The 16,498-nt window shown below is 72.1% G+C and carries 14 protein-coding genes and 1 tRNA gene; 5 read left to right on the top strand and 10 right to left on the bottom strand.

Features of this window, described 5'->3' with window-relative positions:
* Nucleotides 1–59: 59 nt before the first annotated feature.
* Complete coding sequence (locus ACIQJT_RS16095; protein WP_402643875.1) at nucleotides 60–797, bottom strand: YcnI family protein; 738 nt, start codon at nucleotides 795–797, stop codon at nucleotides 60–62.
* Between the two features lie 125 nt (nucleotides 798–922).
* Nucleotides 923–1,801 carry a hypothetical protein gene (locus ACIQJT_RS16090; RefSeq protein WP_402643873.1) on the bottom strand — a complete coding sequence of 293 codons (879 nt, stop codon included), beginning with the start codon at nucleotides 1,799–1,801 and terminating at the stop codon, nucleotides 923–925.
* A 230-nt stretch (nucleotides 1,802–2,031) separates the two neighbouring features.
* Between ACIQJT_RS16090 and ACIQJT_RS16085 the strand changes: the two genes are divergently transcribed.
* On the top strand, nucleotides 2,032–2,472 hold the full coding sequence (locus tag ACIQJT_RS16085) for an ATP-binding protein (RefSeq protein WP_365452755.1): 441 nt from the start codon (nucleotides 2,032–2,034) through the stop codon (nucleotides 2,470–2,472).
* On the opposite strand, the gene ACIQJT_RS16080 is transcribed toward ACIQJT_RS16085, so the two are convergent.
* The 4 genes from ACIQJT_RS16080 to ACIQJT_RS16065 form a co-directional block, all read right to left on the bottom strand.
* Nucleotides 2,435–3,763 (bottom strand): MFS transporter, encoded by a 1,329-nt coding sequence (locus ACIQJT_RS16080; RefSeq protein WP_402643870.1) that lies wholly within the window; start codon nucleotides 3,761–3,763, stop codon nucleotides 2,435–2,437. The two genes, ACIQJT_RS16085 and ACIQJT_RS16080, sit on opposite strands and share 38 nt — an antisense overlap.
* A 46-nt stretch (nucleotides 3,764–3,809) precedes the next feature.
* On the bottom strand, nucleotides 3,810–5,156 hold the full coding sequence (locus ACIQJT_RS16075; RefSeq protein WP_402643867.1) for a PLP-dependent aminotransferase family protein: 1,347 nt from the start codon (nucleotides 5,154–5,156) through the stop codon (nucleotides 3,810–3,812).
* Nucleotides 5,157–5,236: 80 nt separating this feature from the next.
* Nucleotides 5,237–6,697: an aminopeptidase P family protein gene (locus ACIQJT_RS16070; protein WP_402643864.1), complete on the bottom strand. Its 1,461-nt coding sequence runs from the start codon at nucleotides 6,695–6,697 to the stop codon at nucleotides 5,237–5,239.
* Nucleotides 6,698–6,786: 89 nt separating this feature from the next.
* On the bottom strand, nucleotides 6,787–8,298 hold the full coding sequence (locus tag ACIQJT_RS16065) for a PP2C family protein-serine/threonine phosphatase (RefSeq protein ID WP_402643862.1): 1,512 nt from the start codon (nucleotides 8,296–8,298) through the stop codon (nucleotides 6,787–6,789).
* A gap of 452 nt (nucleotides 8,299–8,750) precedes the next feature.
* On the opposite strand from ACIQJT_RS16065, the gene ACIQJT_RS16060 reads away from it, so the two are divergent.
* Complete coding sequence (locus ACIQJT_RS16060; protein WP_365452740.1) at nucleotides 8,751–9,416, top strand: bifunctional DNA primase/polymerase; 666 nt, start codon at nucleotides 8,751–8,753, stop codon at nucleotides 9,414–9,416.
* A gap of 56 nt (nucleotides 9,417–9,472) precedes the next feature.
* Nucleotides 9,473–10,159, top strand: coding sequence for a hypothetical protein (locus ACIQJT_RS16055; RefSeq protein WP_402643859.1), 687 nt, complete (start codon nucleotides 9,473–9,475; stop codon nucleotides 10,157–10,159).
* A 244-nt stretch (nucleotides 10,160–10,403) separates the two neighbouring features.
* Here the strand turns inward: ACIQJT_RS16055 and ACIQJT_RS16050 are convergent, their stop codons facing one another.
* From ACIQJT_RS16050 to ACIQJT_RS16040, 3 genes are all read right to left on the bottom strand, one after another.
* Complete coding sequence (locus ACIQJT_RS16050) at nucleotides 10,404–11,369, bottom strand: DUF5926 family protein (protein ID WP_365452734.1); 966 nt, start codon at nucleotides 11,367–11,369, stop codon at nucleotides 10,404–10,406.
* Nucleotides 11,370–11,491: 122 nt separating this feature from the next.
* Nucleotides 11,492–12,127 (bottom strand): ATP-binding protein, encoded by a 636-nt coding sequence (locus ACIQJT_RS16045; protein ID WP_365452731.1) that lies wholly within the window; start codon nucleotides 12,125–12,127, stop codon nucleotides 11,492–11,494.
* A 58-nt stretch (nucleotides 12,128–12,185) separates the two neighbouring features.
* Nucleotides 12,186–13,013, bottom strand: coding sequence for a glycerophosphodiester phosphodiesterase (locus ACIQJT_RS16040; protein ID WP_365452728.1), 828 nt, complete (start codon nucleotides 13,011–13,013; stop codon nucleotides 12,186–12,188).
* Between the two features lie 258 nt (nucleotides 13,014–13,271).
* On the opposite strand from ACIQJT_RS16040, the gene ACIQJT_RS16035 reads away from it, so the two are divergent.
* Nucleotides 13,272–14,741: a trypsin-like peptidase domain-containing protein gene (locus tag ACIQJT_RS16035; RefSeq protein WP_365452725.1), complete on the top strand. Its 1,470-nt coding sequence runs from the start codon at nucleotides 13,272–13,274 to the stop codon at nucleotides 14,739–14,741.
* Between the two features lie 62 nt (nucleotides 14,742–14,803).
* A tRNA-Ser gene (locus ACIQJT_RS16030) sits at nucleotides 14,804–14,888 on the top strand.
* 138 nt (nucleotides 14,889–15,026) lie between these two features.
* Here the strand turns inward: ACIQJT_RS16030 and ACIQJT_RS16025 are convergent.
* Complete coding sequence (locus ACIQJT_RS16025; protein WP_402643856.1) at nucleotides 15,027–16,442, bottom strand: tyrosine-type recombinase/integrase; 1,416 nt, start codon at nucleotides 16,440–16,442, stop codon at nucleotides 15,027–15,029.
* Nucleotides 16,443–16,498: the final 56 nt, after the last annotated feature.

Here is a 16,498-nt window from a genome sequence, read left to right as displayed (position 1 = left end):
GTAAGAATTTCGGTGCGCGCCGGGGCTGTACCGCCCCGGCGCGGGTCCCGCGGAACAGGTCAGGCGTCGCTGCGCCGGCGGCCGGCGAGCACGCCGTAGGCCACACCCAGGGCGCCGATCACGATGCCGACCACGCCGAGGACACGGGCCGTGGTGTCGCTGCTGTCACCGTCGGCGGCCTCGGTGGTCGCGGCGGCGTTCTCGGTCTTGTCGTCCGCGTCCTCGGCGCCCGTCGAGCCGTGGTGGCCGTCCTCGGAGGCCGCGGACAGGGCGAGGACGGGAGCCGGCGTCTCGGGCTCCTCCGCCCCGTCCTCCTGGACCTCGATCCAGCGCACGACCTCCTTGTTGGAGTACGTCTGGATCGCCTTGAAGACCAGTTCGTCGGCGTCCTCGGGCAGGGCGCCGATGGAGACCGGGAACTTCTCGAAGTAGCCGGGCTGGATGCCGCTGTCCTTGCCGGCGGCGGTCCAGGTGACCTTGGAGACGGCCTCGGTGATCTGCTCGCCGTGCAGTTCGAGGGGCTTGGCGAGCTTGGACTTGGTGACCTCGATCTTCCAGCCCGGCATCGGCTCGGGCATGACCGAGGCCAGCGGGTGGTCGGCCGGGAAGTTGACCTCGAGCTTGGTGGTGGAGGCGTTGTCGCGCTCGTTGGGGACCTTGAAGTCCACGACCGCGTAACCGCCCTTGGCCGCGGTGCCCTCGGCCTGCACGCTGACGTGCGCGAAGGCGGGTGAGGACAGGACGACGACGGCGGTGGCGGCGACGGCACCGGTGGCGGCGAGACGAGAAGCCTTCATGAAAAGAGCACTCCGCTTCGAAAGAGATTCCTGGGAAGAGGGATGCGCGTGCGCACACGCGCGTGCCGCACGACGGCGGCCCCTTTTCCGTCTTCCTCGGGAAGCGGAGTGGTGGTCGCGTCGCGTCAGGCGGCGAGAACGAGTGCGGCGGCGGCCGGCGGACCGCGCCTGATCACCGTGTGCTGGAGTGCCGCGGTCCGAGGTCGGGGCGGCGCGAGTGACGCCGTCAGCGGGGCGCGCGGTCCGGCCTCGGGAACCCCCGGCAGCCCCGCGCCCAGGGCACGCACCAGCGCGAGCGCCCCCCGCAGGGACCGTACGAGCGCCCCTTCGGCGACCGCGTGCGCCGAGCACGTGGACAGTTCGGCGAGCCGCAGCAGGGCCAGGTCTCCGCGCCGCAGCAGCCAGCCCGCGGCGACCGCGGCGAGGACGTGGCCGAGGACCATCGGCAGGGACGGCCAGACGGAGGCGCCGCTCATGGCGTCGGCCGAGTGGTGGGCCGTCGTCCCCGGGGTGCCGGGATACAGCCGGGCGTCGGTGAGGATCTTCTGCGCCTGCGCCGGGCTGATCGCCGCGGCGGTGGTCCCGCACAGCAGCCGCGCGGCCTGCTGGACCAGCGTGGCGTCGGACACCGACTGCGCGGACGACACCGAGGAGGACATCGCCGACGACATCCCGGGGACCGCGGACATCCCGGACCCGGACATCGACGTCATCGACGAGGACATCGCCGTCGTGCCGTGCTGTCCGAGGCCGAACAGGACGTGCAGCACGCTCTGTCCGACCGCGAGCAGTGTCGCGATCCCCGGCAGCGAGCGCGCGCGACCGGCCAGAGGTGCCACGACGAGCCCGACCCCGGCGAACCCCGCGCCGAGCGTCCACAGCGGAACCGTGGCGCAGGAGGCGATCGAGTGGCCGGCCGCGGCCAGCACGACGCAGACCGCGGCGAACACCGCGGCCCGCAGAACCCGGAGATCCCCTCCGGAACGCGCGTGGGGGGCAGTCATGGCGGGCTCATCATCGCACTGGGCCCATGAGCCCCGTACGGCAGGTCCACAAGGTGACGTACGGGGGCTAGGACCGGAAGGTCACTTCTGGTGCGGAGTGCCCCACATACACCGCCCGTCGCCGCCGACGCATCGCCCATATGGGGGGCATCACGTCAACGATGTGCTTACACACGGGCACGGGCGGCAATACGTAGAGGTATGTCGAGCCGCGGCCAGGAGGCTGGAGCATGAGCATCTGGTGGTCACTCCATCTGCGGCGCGAGGCTGCGAGCGTTCCGCTCGCCCGGCGTCTGCTGCTCGGCACCATGGAGACCGCGGGCGTGGACCCGGACGTCTCCTACGACCTCTCCCTGGCCCTGAGCGAGGCCTGTGCCAACGCCGTGGAGCACGGCGGGGAGAGCGGGCCGCAGGACGCCAGCGAGGCCTACCGGGTCACCGCCTACCTCGACGGCGAGAAGTGCCGTATCGAGGTCACCGACTCCGGCCCGGGGTTCTCGCCGGTGCGCCCCCGCCCCACCCCCGTGGAGGCGGAGAGCGGCCGGGGGCTCTGTCTCATCCACGAACTCGCCGACCACGTCCAGATCGGCAACAAGCCGGGCAGCGGGGCCGTGGTGAGCTTCGACAAGATCCTCAAGTGGCGCGAGGACGCACCGCTGATTGCGGTGTGACACGCTCCCGGTGACGGCTGCCCCGAGGGCGGTCTGACAGCGCCTGGTCCACGAGCACGGGCGTCCGGGCCTTCGTCCCCGGGGCGCCCGTCTCCGCGGCCCGGTCCGTCGCCCACCTCGTCGCCGGGCCCATCGCGTACGACGTCACGAGGGTCGCCCCGCCGAGCAGCAGCCATCCCGGCGTGCCCCACTCCACCAGCAGCGTCGTCAGCACCAGCGGCCCCAGGGTCCGGGCCACCGTCACCCCGGTCCCGAAGAACCCCTGGTACTCGCCGACCCGGTCGGCCGGGGCCAGGTCGAAGGACAGCTGCCAGGACCCGGCGGACTGCCCCATCTCGGCCACCACCTGGAGCACCGCCCCGGCGACCAGCGCCCCTACGGCCACCCACGGCGAGGCCCCCGCCGACAGGGCGAGCACCGCGCAGGCCGCCAGCATGACCCACCCCGACCGCCGTACCGCGCGCAGGGCCGACGCCGGCCCCGTCACCCCGCGGGCCATCCGCACCTGGAACACCATCACGGCCCCGGTGTTGAGCACGAACAGCGCGGAAACCAGCCAGTCCGGAGCCGCGGTCCGCTCGGCGATCCACAGCGGGATGCCCAGGCTCAGCAGCGGCATCCGCAGCAGCAGGACGGTGTTCAGCAGGGTGAGCACGGCGTACGGACGGTCGTGCAGCACTCCGGAGGTGCGGCGCCGGTCCACGGCCTGGCGGGGGGCCACCGAAGGCAGCCGCAGCAACAGCCCCGCGCACACCACGAAGCTCACCGCGTCCACCGCGAACACCCCGAGGTACGCGGCCCGTGTCCCGGCGTGCAGCGCGAGCCCGCCCAGCCCCGCCCCGACCGCCAGCCCGGCGTTGAGCGTGGCCTGGAGGTGGGCCAGCAGTCCGGTCCGCTCGCCGGCGGACACCAGTCCCGCGAGCAGCGCCTGCCGGGCCGCCGCCAGCCCCGACTGCGCGGAGGCGTAGGCGCAGGCCGCCAGGACGAACGGCACGAAGTCCCGCACCACCAGGAAGGACGCCACCGCCAGCCCCGTCGCCAGCGCCAGCAGCACCGCCGTACCGCGCGCCCCGCGCCGGTCCGCGAGCCGCCCGAGCGGTACTCCCACCACCGATCCGACCGCCCACCCGACGGTCAGCCCGAGCCCCACGCGGGCCGGAGCGAGGCCGACGACGTGCGTGAAGTAGAGGGCCGACGTCACGTAATAGGCGCCGTCCCCGACGGAGTTGCTCAACTGGGCGAGAGCCAGGACGCGTTGCGGGCCCGCGGGCGGGACGAGTGAGTTCGTCATGGGAACCACGCTAGAAGCGCGGTGGGCCGCCGTGGAGGCCCAATGATCACCTCGGTGAGTGGCCCAATTCCAGGACCCGGACCAGGGCGTCCAGCGCCCCGGGATACGCCCCCTCGCGAGGCGTCCCGTACCCCACGACCAGCCCCTCCCGAGCACCCGCCGCGTGCCAGTGCTCCCGAAGCGACCCCACCGCGAGCCCCTGGGCCGCGGCCCGCGTCAGCACCGCCGTCTCGTCCCCGACCTCCACCAGCGCGTGCAGCCCGGCCGCGATCCCCTGGACCCGCCACCGCGCCCCCAGCCGCTCCACGAGCCGGTCCCTGCGCCGGCGGTACCGCAGCCGGCACGCGCGTACGTGTCGGTCGTAGGCGTGGCCGCGGATCAGCTCGGCGAGCGCGAGCTGCCCGATCGCCTCGGTGCTGTGGTCGCTGTGCAGCTTGGCGTCGGCGACGGGCCCGACGAGGTGCGGCGGCAGCACCATCCAGCCGAGCCGGAGCGCGGGGCCGAGCGTCTTCGACGCCGTCCCGAGGTAGACGACGTGCCCCGGCGCCATTCCCTGGAGCGCTCCGACGGGCTGCCGGTCGTACCGGAACTCGCCGTCGTAGTCGTCCTCGACGATCAGCGCTCCACGCGTGCGTGCCCAGTCGGCCAGCGCGCGCCGCCGTGAGGGGTGCAGTGTCACGCCGGTCGGGTACTGGTGGGCGGGCGTGACGACGACGGCCGCGGGGTCCCGCAGGTCGTCGACCTCTACCCCCAGTCCGTCGACCCGCACCGGCACCACCCGCCCGCCGGCCCGCCGCACGACCTCGCGGTGGAAGGGCAGCCCCGGGTCCTCCATGGCGACCGTCCCGCCCTCCAGCACCCGCGTGAGCAGCGCGAGCCCCTGCACGGCCCCGGACGTCACGACGATCCGCTCCGCGGGCGCGACCACCCCGCGGGTCCGCCCGAGATATTCGGAGAGGGCGGCCCGCAGCTCGATCCGGCCCAGGGGATCGCCGTAGTCGTACGCGGAGACCGGAGCGGTGGCGACGGCCCGCCGCACGGCCTTGACCCAGGCGTCAGCGGGAAACGCGCCGACGTCGGGCGTGCCGGGCCGCAGATCGTGGACGGGCACCCGCACGCGTGCGGCGGACTTCACGGGTGCGGTACCGAGAGGCGGCAGGGACGCGACCTCGGTACCGGCCCCCTGCCGAGCGGTGAGGAAACCCTCGGCGATCAACTGGTCGTAGGCGTCCCTGACGGTCCCCCGGGAGACCCCCAGTTCCTCGGCGAGCCGTCGGGTGGCGGGCAACCGGGCCCCAGGAGCCAGCCGCCCCTCACGAACGGCATCACGAAGGGCCCGTTCGAGCCCGGCCCGAAGCCCGTCACCGTGGCTGATGTCCAGATGCAGGTCCACTGCACCCACCCAGGGGCGCGGGACCGCATCGACGTGCGGCTCCGCCGCGCGGGCGCGACCAGCCCCCACCCGCCCGTACCTCAGCCCTTGAGGCCGGCCATCCACGCCTCGACCTCGTCGGACCGCCGGGGCAGACCGGACGACAGGTTCCGGTTCCCCTCCGCCGTCACCAGGATGTCGTCCTCGATCCGCACGCCGATGCCCCGGTACTCCTCGGGCACCGTCAGATCGTCGGCCTGGAAGTACAGACCGGGCTCGACGGTCAGCACCATCCCCGCCTCCAGGACCCCGTCCACGTACGACTCGACCCGCGCGGCGGCGCAGTCGTGGACGTCCAGGCCGAGCATGTGCCCGGTCCCGTGCAGCGTCCACCGCCGCTGGAGACCCAGCTCCAGCACCCGCTCCACCGGCCCCTCGACCAGCCCCCACTCCACGAGCCGCTCGGCCAGCACCCGCTGGGCCGCGTCATGGAAGTCCCGGTACTTGGCCCCCGGCTGCACGGCCGCGATCCCGGCCTCCTGGGCGTCGTACACGGCGTCGTAGATCTTCTTCTGGATCTCGCTGAACCGGCCGTTGACCGGCAGCGTCCGCGTCACGTCGGCGGTGTAGTACGTGTGCGTCTCGACACCGGCGTCGAGGAGCAGCAGCTCACCCGACCGGACCGCTCCGTCGTTCCGCACCCAGTGCAGCGTGCACGCGTGCGGTCCCGCCGCGGCGATCGTGCCGTAGCCGACGTCGTTGCCCTCCACGCGCGCGCGGAGGAAGAACGTGCCCTCGATGTACCGCTCGGAGGTGGCCTCGGCCCTGTCGAGGACCTTCACCACGTCCTCGAAGCCGCGGACCGTCGAGTCGACGGCCTTCTGGAGCTCACCGATCTCGAAGTCGTCCTTGACGAGGCGTGCCTCGGACAGGAAGACCCGCAGCTCCTCGTCCCGCTCGGCGGTGACCTTGTCGGTCAGCGCGGCCTCGATGCCGGCGTCGTAGCCGCGCACGACCCGCACCGGGCCGGTGGCCTCGCGCAGGATGCCGGCGAGCTCGCGCACGTCGGAGACGGGCAGGCCGTACAGCGTCGAGGCCTCGGTCAGCGAGTGCCGCCGCCCGACCCACAGCTCGCCCTGACCCGACAGCCAGAACTCGCCGTTCTCACGGTCGGAGCGCGGCAGCAGGTACAGCGTGGCGGTGTGGCCGTCCCGGGAGGGCTCCAGGACGAGGACGCCGTCCTCGGTCTGGTTGCCCGTGAGGTAGGCGTACTCCACGGAGGCCCGGAAGGGGTACTCGGTGTCGTTGGAGCGGGTCTTCAGGTTGCCCGCGGGGATCACCAGCCGCTCGCCGGGGAAGCGCGCGGAGAGCGCCGCGCGGCGGGCCGCGGTCTCGGCGGCCTGCGCGATCGGCTCCAGGTCGTGCAGCTCGGTGTCGGCCCAGCCGGACTTCATGTTCTCGGCCAGCTCGTCGGAGACGCCCGGGTACAGGCCGTTCTTCCGCTTCTTGATCGGCTCTTCGGACTCATCTTCCGGGGTCGCCGGGGTGAGCTCTTCGGCCACGGTCATCCTCCTACGAAACGGCACTGGACCCCGTCCATCGTACGGTCGTACCGAAGGGGGCCCAGGCCCGCAGCACCTGTTACCGACCGCTACTCGAAGTGAGCCGCGAGCAGGACCACGTCCTCCTCGGAATCCGCCTCGTCCAGTCCGTCCGGCAGCACGGTCCGCAGCACGTGGTCGGCGACGGCGTCGGGGTCACCGCGCAGCGCCCTCGGCACTCCGGCCGCCGCCGCGTGCAGGCGCGCGAAGGCGCGGTCGGTGGGGTCGCCGGTGCGGTGCAGCAGCCCGTCCGTGTACAGCAGCACCGTCTCACCGGGCTCCGCGCACAGCTCCACGCTCGGCGCCTCCCAGCAGGCGAGCATGCCGAGCGGCGCGGACACGGACGTCTCCACGAACTCGGTGCGCCGCTCGCCGATCAGCAGCGGCGGGCAGTGCCCGGCACCGGCCAGCGTGAGCTTGCGCAGCGCGGGCTCGCAGTAGGCGAACAGGGCGGTCGCGGAGCGGGCCGGCTCGGTCAGCCGGAGCAGCAGCTCCAGGTCGGACAGGACCGCGACCGGGTCCTCGCCCTCCATCACGGCGTACGCCCTCAGGGAGGCTCGCAGGCGCCCCATCGCGGCGACCGCGCTCGGGCCGCTGCCGGTGACCGAACCGACCGCGAGGCCCAGGGCCGCGTCCGGCAGCGGCAGCGCGTCGTACCAGTCGCCGCCTCCGCGCGGGCCGGTGCGGTGCCGGACGGCGAGCCGGACGCCGGCGACGCGGGGGAGCCGGGACGGCAGCAGCTCCTCGGCCATCGTCGCCATGCACGCGCGCGTGCGCTCGACCTCGACGAGCCGGGCCAGGTGCTCGGTGGCGTGGCGGACGTACAGGCCGACGAGGTGGCGCCGGCGCTCGGACGGTTCGGCGGGTTCGTCGTAGAGCCACACGGCGGCACCGAGGCGGCCGGCGCCGGCGGTGGACAGCGGGAGCGCGTAGCAGGCCGCGTAACCGAGGCGGGCGGCCACCTCGCGGTGGCGCGGGTCGAGGCCGTCCTCGGCGAGCAGGTCGGGCTGGGCGATCTCGCCGTCACCGCCCGGCAGTCCTTCGAGGATGCGGCCGTACGACATCGCGCTGCGCGGCACGGTCTCGATGTGTCCGAGGTCGGCGCGGGCGAGTCCGAGGCCGATGGTGGTGTCGGGGCCGAGTCGGTCGTCCGGTTCGAGGACGACGAGTCCGCGCCGGGCTCCCACCAGGGCGGCGCCGGCGCGCAGGAGTTCCTGGAGGGCCTCGGACAACGCCTCGGTGCGGGCGAGGCGTTCGGTGAGTTCATGGAGGGTCGTCAGGTCGGAGACCCAGCCGGCGAGACGGTCCTGGAGCAGCGCGCCGGGTGCGTTCGGCACGGGGGGCGCGGGGGTGCCCGGGGCGGCGGGCGCGGGCGTGACAGTGTGTGCGGGTGCGGGAACCGTTGAATCGATTCCGGCCACTTTCGGAGGGTGAGGGGCGTTCATGGCGTCCGGCTTTCCGACCGGTGCGTATTGCTCAAAAGCATCGCAAACCCCCATGTCATTCTGCGCCGCTAGCAGTGTCTCCACATGTACACGCACTCGTGAGGGGATGTCCAGCATTGTCCTGCCGGGATTCCTGGTGTCCGTGGGTAACTGGTGGAGGGTGGGTCGATGGGCAAAGATGGCTTAAAACTGCTTCGGGTTACGGTGTATTGAGGTCGACTGGCCTTGCTCCACAGAGCGTCACAGCGGTCGTGATGGGTACGTACTCGGTAAGGACCAGGGGTGCTGGACAGTCACCCGGAACCTGGTGACCGACCCGGGCGTCTTAGCCACCGACGATCGAGCCCCATCCTCCCGTGGCGGAGGCGGAGAGAAATACGCGGGACGGCAAAACGCCAGACTTCGCCACCCCCCGCCACGCCCGCGCTTTTGATAGACGCAGTATGGGGTTCCCCTTGTCTCGGACAAGGGTGTGATGCGCCAACAGGTACGCACAGTGAAGTGATCGACACATGGTGTGATGTGGTCCACGGTGTTGCCAGCGGTGCAACGGAAAGGAACGAGCGCTCATGCGCGAGATCCTCGGAAGGCGACGCAGGCTCCTGTCCCAGCGCAGCGACGGAAGGCCTGAATTGCTCAGCGCGGCCCTGACCTTCGCGAAGGAATGGCAGTGGCCGGTACTCCCGGGTGTGGCACCGGACCCGGAGGGCCGGGCCCGTTGCGGATGCCCCGACCCGGAGTGCACGGTCCCCGGCGCCCACCCCTTCGACCCGGGCCTGCTCGCGGCCACCACGGACGAGCGCATGGTGCGCTGGTGGTGGACCAACCGCCCGGCCGCGCCGATCGTCCTGGCCACCGGTGGCAGCGCCCCCTGCGCGGTCAGCCTGCCGGCCCTGCCGGCCGCCCGCGCCCTGGCCGCACTCGACCGCGAGGGCATGCGCCTGGGCCCGGTGATCGCCGCGCCGACCCGCTGGGCGATCCTCGTCAAGCCGTACTCCCTGGAACAGCTGGGCGAACTGCTGTACGCCCAGGACCACGTCCCCGGTTCCCTCCGCTTCCACGGCGAGGGCGGCTACCTCGCCCTGCCCCCGTCCGAGACCGGCCACGGCGAGATCACCTGGGAGCGGGCTCCGCTGCCCGGCTCGGCCTCCCCGTGGGTCCCCGACGTCGAGGCCGTGGTGGACGCCGTGGTCGAGGCCCTCACCCGTACGGGTGTGAGCGCACCCGAGTTGTAGGGGTGTCGGGCGCGGGCGGAACCGGGTGCCCGCGCCCGGTCGTTATCGTCCGCCTCATGCTGCGTCATTCCGGGGGACGACCCCCAGGCACCCCGTGGGTTCGGCTGCTCGCCCTGTCCGGTGCCGTGGTGGGCGCCGTCGTGCTCCCCCTGGCCGTGGCCTCCGCGGGACAGGTGGGCGACCGGGGCCGCACCGTCGTACGCGATCTCGTGCGTCCCGCCACGCCGCCTTTGGCCGCACGTCCCGACGCGGGGTCCTCCGGGGTGCGTTCGACCGGAGGGTCATCCGCCGCGCGTCCCTCGGCGGGGTCCTCCGACGTACGGCCGTCCGCGGCCGATGATCCCAAGGCGCCCCTCCCCGGCCCCGGCCGCTCCCCGCTGCTGCTCGGTGTGGGTCTGGCCACGGCCGCGCGCTGCGGTCCCGAACTGAGCTCCCCCGACGGCGTGGAGGCACAGACCTGTGTGCTCACTCAGGGCGAGGAGACCTGGGCGCGCACCTACTACCGCAACGCGACCGGCGCGGTGCTGGACGCCGCCCTCAGCTTCATGGGACCCGGCGGACGCACGGTGGAGCTGCGCTGCGCGGTCGGCGCCGGCGACGAGCCGGACCTGTGCGAGACGCCCCGGGAGCGCACCCGGGGGGCGCCGGCCGACTACACGGCGGTGGCGGAGTTCGCCCGGCGGGGCGACGGACCGCTGCTGCTGCGGGCCGGGAGCAACTCCGGGGAGAACACGGGCAGTTGACGCGCGGCGGCGTTCCGTAAAGCTGCCCGGACACAGAAAGACCCGGTTGCTGGCGACGGGGGATGCACCAGCAACCGGGCTACTGGAACGGTAACAAGAGATCGCCCGTTCGCAAATTCGACCGCGCCGCCCCCTGGCTGATTCGGACACCGATTCGCCTTTCCCTGAGGCGAGTTGTGAACGGAGCCGGTCGTTCCGTGAAGGTTCGGTGCGGCTGACCGACCGGTCAGCCGCACTCCCGGTGTCAACTCAGCGTGACCTGGCGGTTGGTGAGACCGCCCCGGGCGCGGCGCTCGTCGGCGGTCAGCGGTGCGTCCGTGGCCAGAGCGCCCGCGAGCCGCTCGGCGAACTCGGCGGCCGGCTTCTCGACGTCCTCCGCGGTGACCCCGCTCGGCAGGTCCCAGACCGGGACGGTGAGGCCGTGGGCGCGGAAGGAACCGACCAGCCGGGTGCCCTCGCCGAGGCTCGACCTCCCGGCCGCGTGCAGGCGCGCGAGCGCGTCCAGAAGTTGCTCCTCGGGGTGCGGCATCACCCAGCGCAGATGGTTCTTGTCCGGGGTCTCGCACCAGTAGGCGGCGTCCACACCGGTCAGCCGGACGGTCGGGATGGCCGCCGCGTTGGCCCGCTCCAGGGAGGCGGTCACCTCGGGCGTGGCGTTCTCCGCGTCCGGGACCCAGAACTCGAAGCCCTCGTGCACAACTGGCTCGAACGCGCCATCGGGGTCGAGCAGATCCTGCAACCGCGGACCGTCGGCGGGGGCGCGTCGGCCCTCGACCGGGGTGCCGGGAGCCGCGGTGAGCGCGCGCTGGAGGGTGTCGGCGAGATCGCGGCTGATGTCACCGGACGCCGTGTCGTTCTGCAGTCCGAGCAGGACCGAGCCGTCGTCGCGGCGCAGGGCGGGCCAGGCCATCGGCAGGACCGTGGCCAGCGTGACCGACGGGACGCCCTCGGGGAGACCGCTCTTGAGGGTCAGCTCGACCGTGGCGGCGGGGACCAGCTCGCGCAGTGCCACCCAGTCGCCCTCGCCCGGGAGACCCTCGAACGGGCGGTGCACCAGCTCGGTCGCGGCCTGCGCGGCGGCCCGGCCGTGGCAGGCCTTGTAGCGGCGGCCGCTTCCGCAGGGGCAGGGTTCGCGGGCGCCGACGACCGGGACCTCACCGTCCGTGATCTGCGGGCGCTTGGCCTTCGTCTGGGGTCGCTTCTTGGCCATCGTGGCTGTCTCCCGGTTACGGCTCGTCTCGTACGGGCGCGAGCCTAGCCGCTCGCGACCTGGCCGACGGGAGCCTGTGGACAACCACCGGGATGTCCGGCCCGGACGCCGGTCCCGAGCCCTCAGCCGAGATCGTCGAAGGCGTCCGAGAAGTCCAGGTCGGGTATCGCGACCGACGGGGCCACGACACGCGTCGCGAAGTCGTCGCGGCGGCAGCCGGCGTCCGGGTCGTGGACATCTGAGTGGACGATCACCCAGACCGTGACCTCGCCCCGGGCGTCGTCCCTGACGCCCCAGTCGTCCGCCAGCGCGGTGATGATGTTGAGCCCGCGGCCGCCGTGCGCGGTGACCGAGGGCGTGGCCGGAGCCGGGCGGGTGGGCCCGCCGCCGTCCGTCACCTCGACCGTGAGCCGGCCCCTCGCGTCCACCCGCCAGGCGGCGCGGACGTCACCGTCCCCGGCCAGGGCGTCGCCCAACGGCCGGCCGTGTTTGCACGCGTTGCTCAAGAGTTCGGAAAGAATCAGTACGGCGTCGTCGATGACCGATTCCGCCACGCCACCCCTGCGCAGTTGGACGCGCATACGGTGTCTCGCTTCCCCCACGCCCGCAGGGCCATGGGGTACGGCCATGCTCGACGACGTGGGCACCTCCTGTGCCACCACCAACGCCACCCCCGAGACCTCCTTCGCCCCACGCCACGGTGTGGATGCCCCATTGGCCTGAACCGGAAACCGGCCGATTCCGCTCCGCCGACGCATTCGCCGCGTTCGAACACGCACCGAACGCGCCGGGGCACACCCTGTGACGCAGGGGACGTCAGCGGCCGAGCCGGTCGAGCACCGCGCGCGGCCGGTTGGTGATGATGGCGTCGACGCCGAGCTCGACGCAGAGGTCCACGTCCTCCATCTCGTTGACGGTCCACACGTGCACCTGGTGGCCCGCCCGCTTCAGGCGTTCGATGTAGCCGGGGTGGTTGCGCACGATCCGGATCGAGGGACCCGCGATCCGCACCCCTGCGGGCAGCCGGCCGTCCCGCAGCCGGGGCGAGACGAACTGGAGCAGGTAGACCGTCGGCAGGGTCGGCGAGACGGCACGCACGCGGTGCAGCGACCGGGCCGAGAAACTCATGACCCTGATCGGCGACTCGGCGGCCGAGGCGGGGCTGTCCAGGCCGAACCGCTTCAGGAGCAGCAGCAGCCGCTCCTCGACCTGGCCGGCCCAGCGCGTCGGGTGCTTGGTCTCGATGGCCATCTCCACTCGCCGCCCCGCGTCGGCGACGAGTTCGAGCAGGCGCTCCAGGGTGAGCACGGAGGTGTCCTCCCGGTCCTCGGGCCGGTACACCCAGTCCGGTTCCTCGTCGCGGGTGCGCCAGAACTCCCGTGTCCTGCGCGAGCCGAAGTCCAGGGCGGCGAGGTCGGCGAGCTCCAGGGCCGAGACCGCTCCGCGGCCGTTGGACGTACGGTTGACCCGTCGGTCGTGGACGCACACGAGATGGCCGTCGGCGGTGAGGCGTACATCGCACTCGAGGGCGTCCGCGCCGTCCTCGATCGCCTTGCGGTACGCGGCGAGCGTGTGCTCGGGAGCGTCTTCCGAGGCTCCGCGGTGGGCGACGACTTGAGTCAGCTGCTGCCGTGCGTGGGTCACCGCGTCATGGTGCCACCGCTCGGGGGTACGCGTGCGAACGGAGGCATATGGATTGCGCCTCATTTGTCTTGCATGGCCTATATAAAGAGCAGCCGTGAACCCACAGGCACCGCTTATGGTGCCCTGACGGCTTGTGGGAAAAGCTGACGGCATACAAAAGGACATGCATAGCTGACGTACGCCGGACACGGAGCGGCCCCGGCCGCGCGTGACCGGGTGCGACCGACAATCGACAGCCGTGGACCGAGGAGAGAAGCTGTGAGCACCGAGAACGAGGGCACCGCGGTACCCCCGGCCCCGTCTGCACCCCCCGTGCCGGTGGACGCTCCCGCGGCTTCGGCCCCCCAGGCCCCCGACGCGGGCGCCCCGACCCCGCCGGTCCCGCCGCACCCCGCAGGCGGCGCCCAGAACCCGGAACTCGTGCACGCGGGACCGGCGCCGGCGTACGCCTCGACGCAGGGGCAGCAGCACGGTGGCGCGGGCGGCCCCGAGGGCTCCTGGCCGCCGCCGCAGGTCCCGGGCACGCCCTCGTACGCCGACGGCGGTGCGGGCGGCGCCGGTCCGACGGGTGTCTGGGGCGCGGGCTACCAGCAGCCCGCGCCGAAGCCGAAGACGGGCCGCGGTGGTCTCGTCGCCGCGATCCTGGTGGCCGCGCTGGTCGCCGGCGGGATCGGCGGCGGTCTGGGCTACACCCTGGCGAAGAACAACGACAACGGCTCCTCGACGACCCTGTCCGCCTCGGACAGCGGCGGCAGCGTGAAGCGGGCCGCCGACACCGTGGCGGGCGTGGCGCAGCGGGCCCTGCCCAGCACGGTCACCATCGAGGCCGAGTCCACCAACGGCGAGGGCGGCACCGGAACCGGGTTCGTCTTCGACACCCAGGGCCACATCGTCACCAACAACCACGTGGTCGCCGACGCGGTCGACGGCGGCAAGCTGACCGCCACCTTCCCGAACGGCAAGAAGTACGACGCCGAGGTGGTCGGCCACGCGCAGGGCTACGACGTGGCGGTCATCAAGCTCAAGAACGCGCCGGGCGACCTCAAGCCGCTCACCCTCGGCAACTCCGACCAGGTGGCGGTCGGCGACTCCACCATCGCGATCGGCGCCCCCTTCGGCCTGTCGAACACCGTCACGACGGGCATCATCAGCGCGAAGAACCGCCCGGTGGCCTCCAGCGACGGCAGCGGCAGCAACGCCTCCTACATGAGCGCGCTGCAGACGGACGCGTCGATCAACCCGGGCAACTCGGGAGGCCCCCTCCTCGACGCGCAGGGCAACGTGATCGGCATCAACTCCGCCATCCAGTCCACCAGCGGCGGCGGCCTCGGCGGCACCAGCCAGTCCGGCTCGATCGGCCTCGGCTTCGCCATCCCGATCAACCAGGCCAAGTACGTCGCCCAGCAGCTCATCCGGACCGGCAAGCCGGTCTACGCCAAGATCGGCGCGTCCGTCTCCCTGGAGGACTCCACCGGCGGCGCGAAGATCACCACCGAGGGCGCGGGCGGCTCCGCTCCGGTCGAGGCGGGCGGCCCCGCCGCCAAGGCCGGCCTGAAGCCGGGCGACGTCATCACCAAGCTGGACGACCACGTCATCGACTCCGGTCCCACCCTGATCGGCGAGATCTGGACCCACAAGCCCGGCGACAAGGTCAAGATCACCTACGAGCGTGACGGCCAGACCCGCACGGTCGATCTCACCCTGGGCTCCCGCACTGGCGACAGCTGACATCCACGCCCCCGTCCCGACCCGTTACTCTGGTCCCCGCGCCACGGTCACCGGCGGCGCGGGGTGGGTTGCCCGAGCGGCCTAAGGGAACGGTCTTGAAAACCGTCGTGGCGCGAGTCACCGTGGGTTCAAATCCCACACCCACCGCTTCGCAGGCCAGAAGCTTGCAGGTCAGAAGGGGTGCCACTCTCCGGAGCGGCACCCCTTCTGCATGGGTCCTGTCTCACTCCTTCTCGCTCATATCCCAGCGTTGACCAGTACGTATGGGCCATCTGTGGGCCAGAGTCAGGACCCTCCTCCCTCGTCGAGCGCCCGGGAGATGAGATCGTTGGAGTGCTGCTGACCGCCTTTCAGGATCTTTGCGTAGAAGCGGTACAGCACCGCGATGCTGTGGCCGGCGCGCGCGGCGACCTCCGCCGGGTCCACGCCCGATTTGATCCAGAGGGACACTCCCGCGTGCCGGAGGGAGTAAGGCACGGCGGCGAGGTCCGACTTCACCTCACGGGGGGAGAGGACCGCCTTTCGTGCTCTCTCCCAGAGGTCGCAGTACTCGGTGGAGGGGACGCGTCCGCCCCGCGAGGCCCGGAACAGCCGCCCGTCGTCGGCCGTGCCGTATCGCTCGATGTGCTGCCGTAGGAGGTGCACGAGAACGGGCGGAATGGGCACGGTCCGTGTCGCTCCCTGCTTACGTCGCTTGAGCCCACGCTTCTCATACGACGTGCCCTCATCCGTCCAGCCGCCGCCGACTTCCGGGCGGCTCTCTCCGAGCAGGAGTTCGCCCCACTCCTGCACGGAGTCTGGCGAGTTGGGCGGCAAGGTGCAGTCGTCTTTGGTGAGCGCGACGATTTCGCCAGGGCGCATTGCGGCGTAGTAGAGGCACCCGAAGAACGCGTGGAGGTGCTGACCGCGGGGGCCAGAGTCGCGGACTGCCCCGAGCAGGGCCCGCGCCAACCGTGGGTCCGGCACGTATCGGAAGTCGATTTCGTCGTCGCTCTCGGGAGCGGTCCAGTCCACGCGCGGGAGAGGGTTGGAGGCGAGCAGGCCCTTTTCTTCGACTGTGTAGCGAAGGACGTTGCTCAGCACCATGCGCTTGCGTCGGGCGGTGTTCTCCGCGGCTTTCCCCCCGTCCAGACGGAGCGAGAGGGCTTCAAGGGCGGGACGCAGGAGGGCGGGGTCCTCCAAGTCCTTGACCTTGATGGAGCGGGAGGCGACCCATTCAAGCGCGGCGCGGATATCCGCTGGTGGCTCTTCGGCTACGTGGCGCGGAACCCAAGTACCGTCCGGCCCTCGCACTGCGCGAAATGCCCACTGGTAGAGCGCATCGCGCAGCACTGACGGGCGGGGTGCTCCTCGCTTGTTCGTGACGAGCGCGGGCGTCACGACTGCGAGGGATTCCGCGATGCTCGCCCGATGCTTGGCGGCGGCGCGCGGCCACTTCATCAGGACGTACTCCGTCACGTGCTCGTACCAGGAGGGAGAGGTCAGAGCCAGCAACTCACGTGCGGGTAGGCCCGTTTCTTCGTCGAACTGCTGTTGATCCCGCAGAGCCGCCATCAATTCGGCCCGTCGCCCATCTGCCTGCGGCTTCAGCTTGAAACTGCGGGAGTGGGGGCGCTCGCCCACCCTCCAACGCAGCTCCCACGGCTTGGGGCGGCCGGCCCGCTTGCGGATGGACCAGATATCGACGTCGTACGTGAGCATGTCTCTCCAGACGTGACGAGGGGCCCGCGCTCAGCGCGGGCCCCGGTGAAGCGGTT

Origin of the sequence: Streptomyces sp. NPDC091972 (genome assembly GCF_044756385.1) — a bacterium.
In the GTDB taxonomy this organism is placed as follows: domain Bacteria; phylum Actinomycetota; class Actinomycetes; order Streptomycetales; family Streptomycetaceae; genus Streptomyces.
This window is presented reverse-complemented; position numbering and strand designations above follow the sequence as displayed.

Coding starts and splice junctions, on each gene's coding strand:
- ACIQJT_RS16095 (WP_402643875.1), bottom strand. CDS start 797: ATGAAGGCTTCTCGTCTCGCCGCCACCGGTGCCGTCGCCGCCACCGCC.
- ACIQJT_RS16090 (WP_402643873.1), bottom strand. CDS start 1,801: ATGACTGCCCCCCACGCGCGTTCCGGAGGGGATCTCCGGGTTCTGCGG.
- ACIQJT_RS16085 (WP_365452755.1), top strand. CDS start 2,032: ATGAGCATCTGGTGGTCACTCCATCTGCGGCGCGAGGCTGCGAGCGTT.
- ACIQJT_RS16080 (WP_402643870.1), bottom strand. CDS start 3,763: ATGACGAACTCACTCGTCCCGCCCGCGGGCCCGCAACGCGTCCTGGCT.
- ACIQJT_RS16065 (WP_402643862.1), bottom strand. CDS start 8,298: ATGCTGGACATCCCCTCACGAGTGCGTGTACATGTGGAGACACTGCTA.
- ACIQJT_RS16060 (WP_365452740.1), top strand. CDS start 8,751: ATGCGCGAGATCCTCGGAAGGCGACGCAGGCTCCTGTCCCAGCGCAGC.
- ACIQJT_RS16055 (WP_402643859.1), top strand. CDS start 9,473: ATGCTGCGTCATTCCGGGGGACGACCCCCAGGCACCCCGTGGGTTCGG.
- ACIQJT_RS16050 (WP_365452734.1), bottom strand. CDS start 11,369: ATGGCCAAGAAGCGACCCCAGACGAAGGCCAAGCGCCCGCAGATCACG.
- ACIQJT_RS16045 (WP_365452731.1), bottom strand. CDS start 12,127: ATGCGTCGGCGGAGCGGAATCGGCCGGTTTCCGGTTCAGGCCAATGGG.
- ACIQJT_RS16025 (WP_402643856.1), bottom strand. CDS start 16,442: ATGCTCACGTACGACGTCGATATCTGGTCCATCCGCAAGCGGGCCGGC.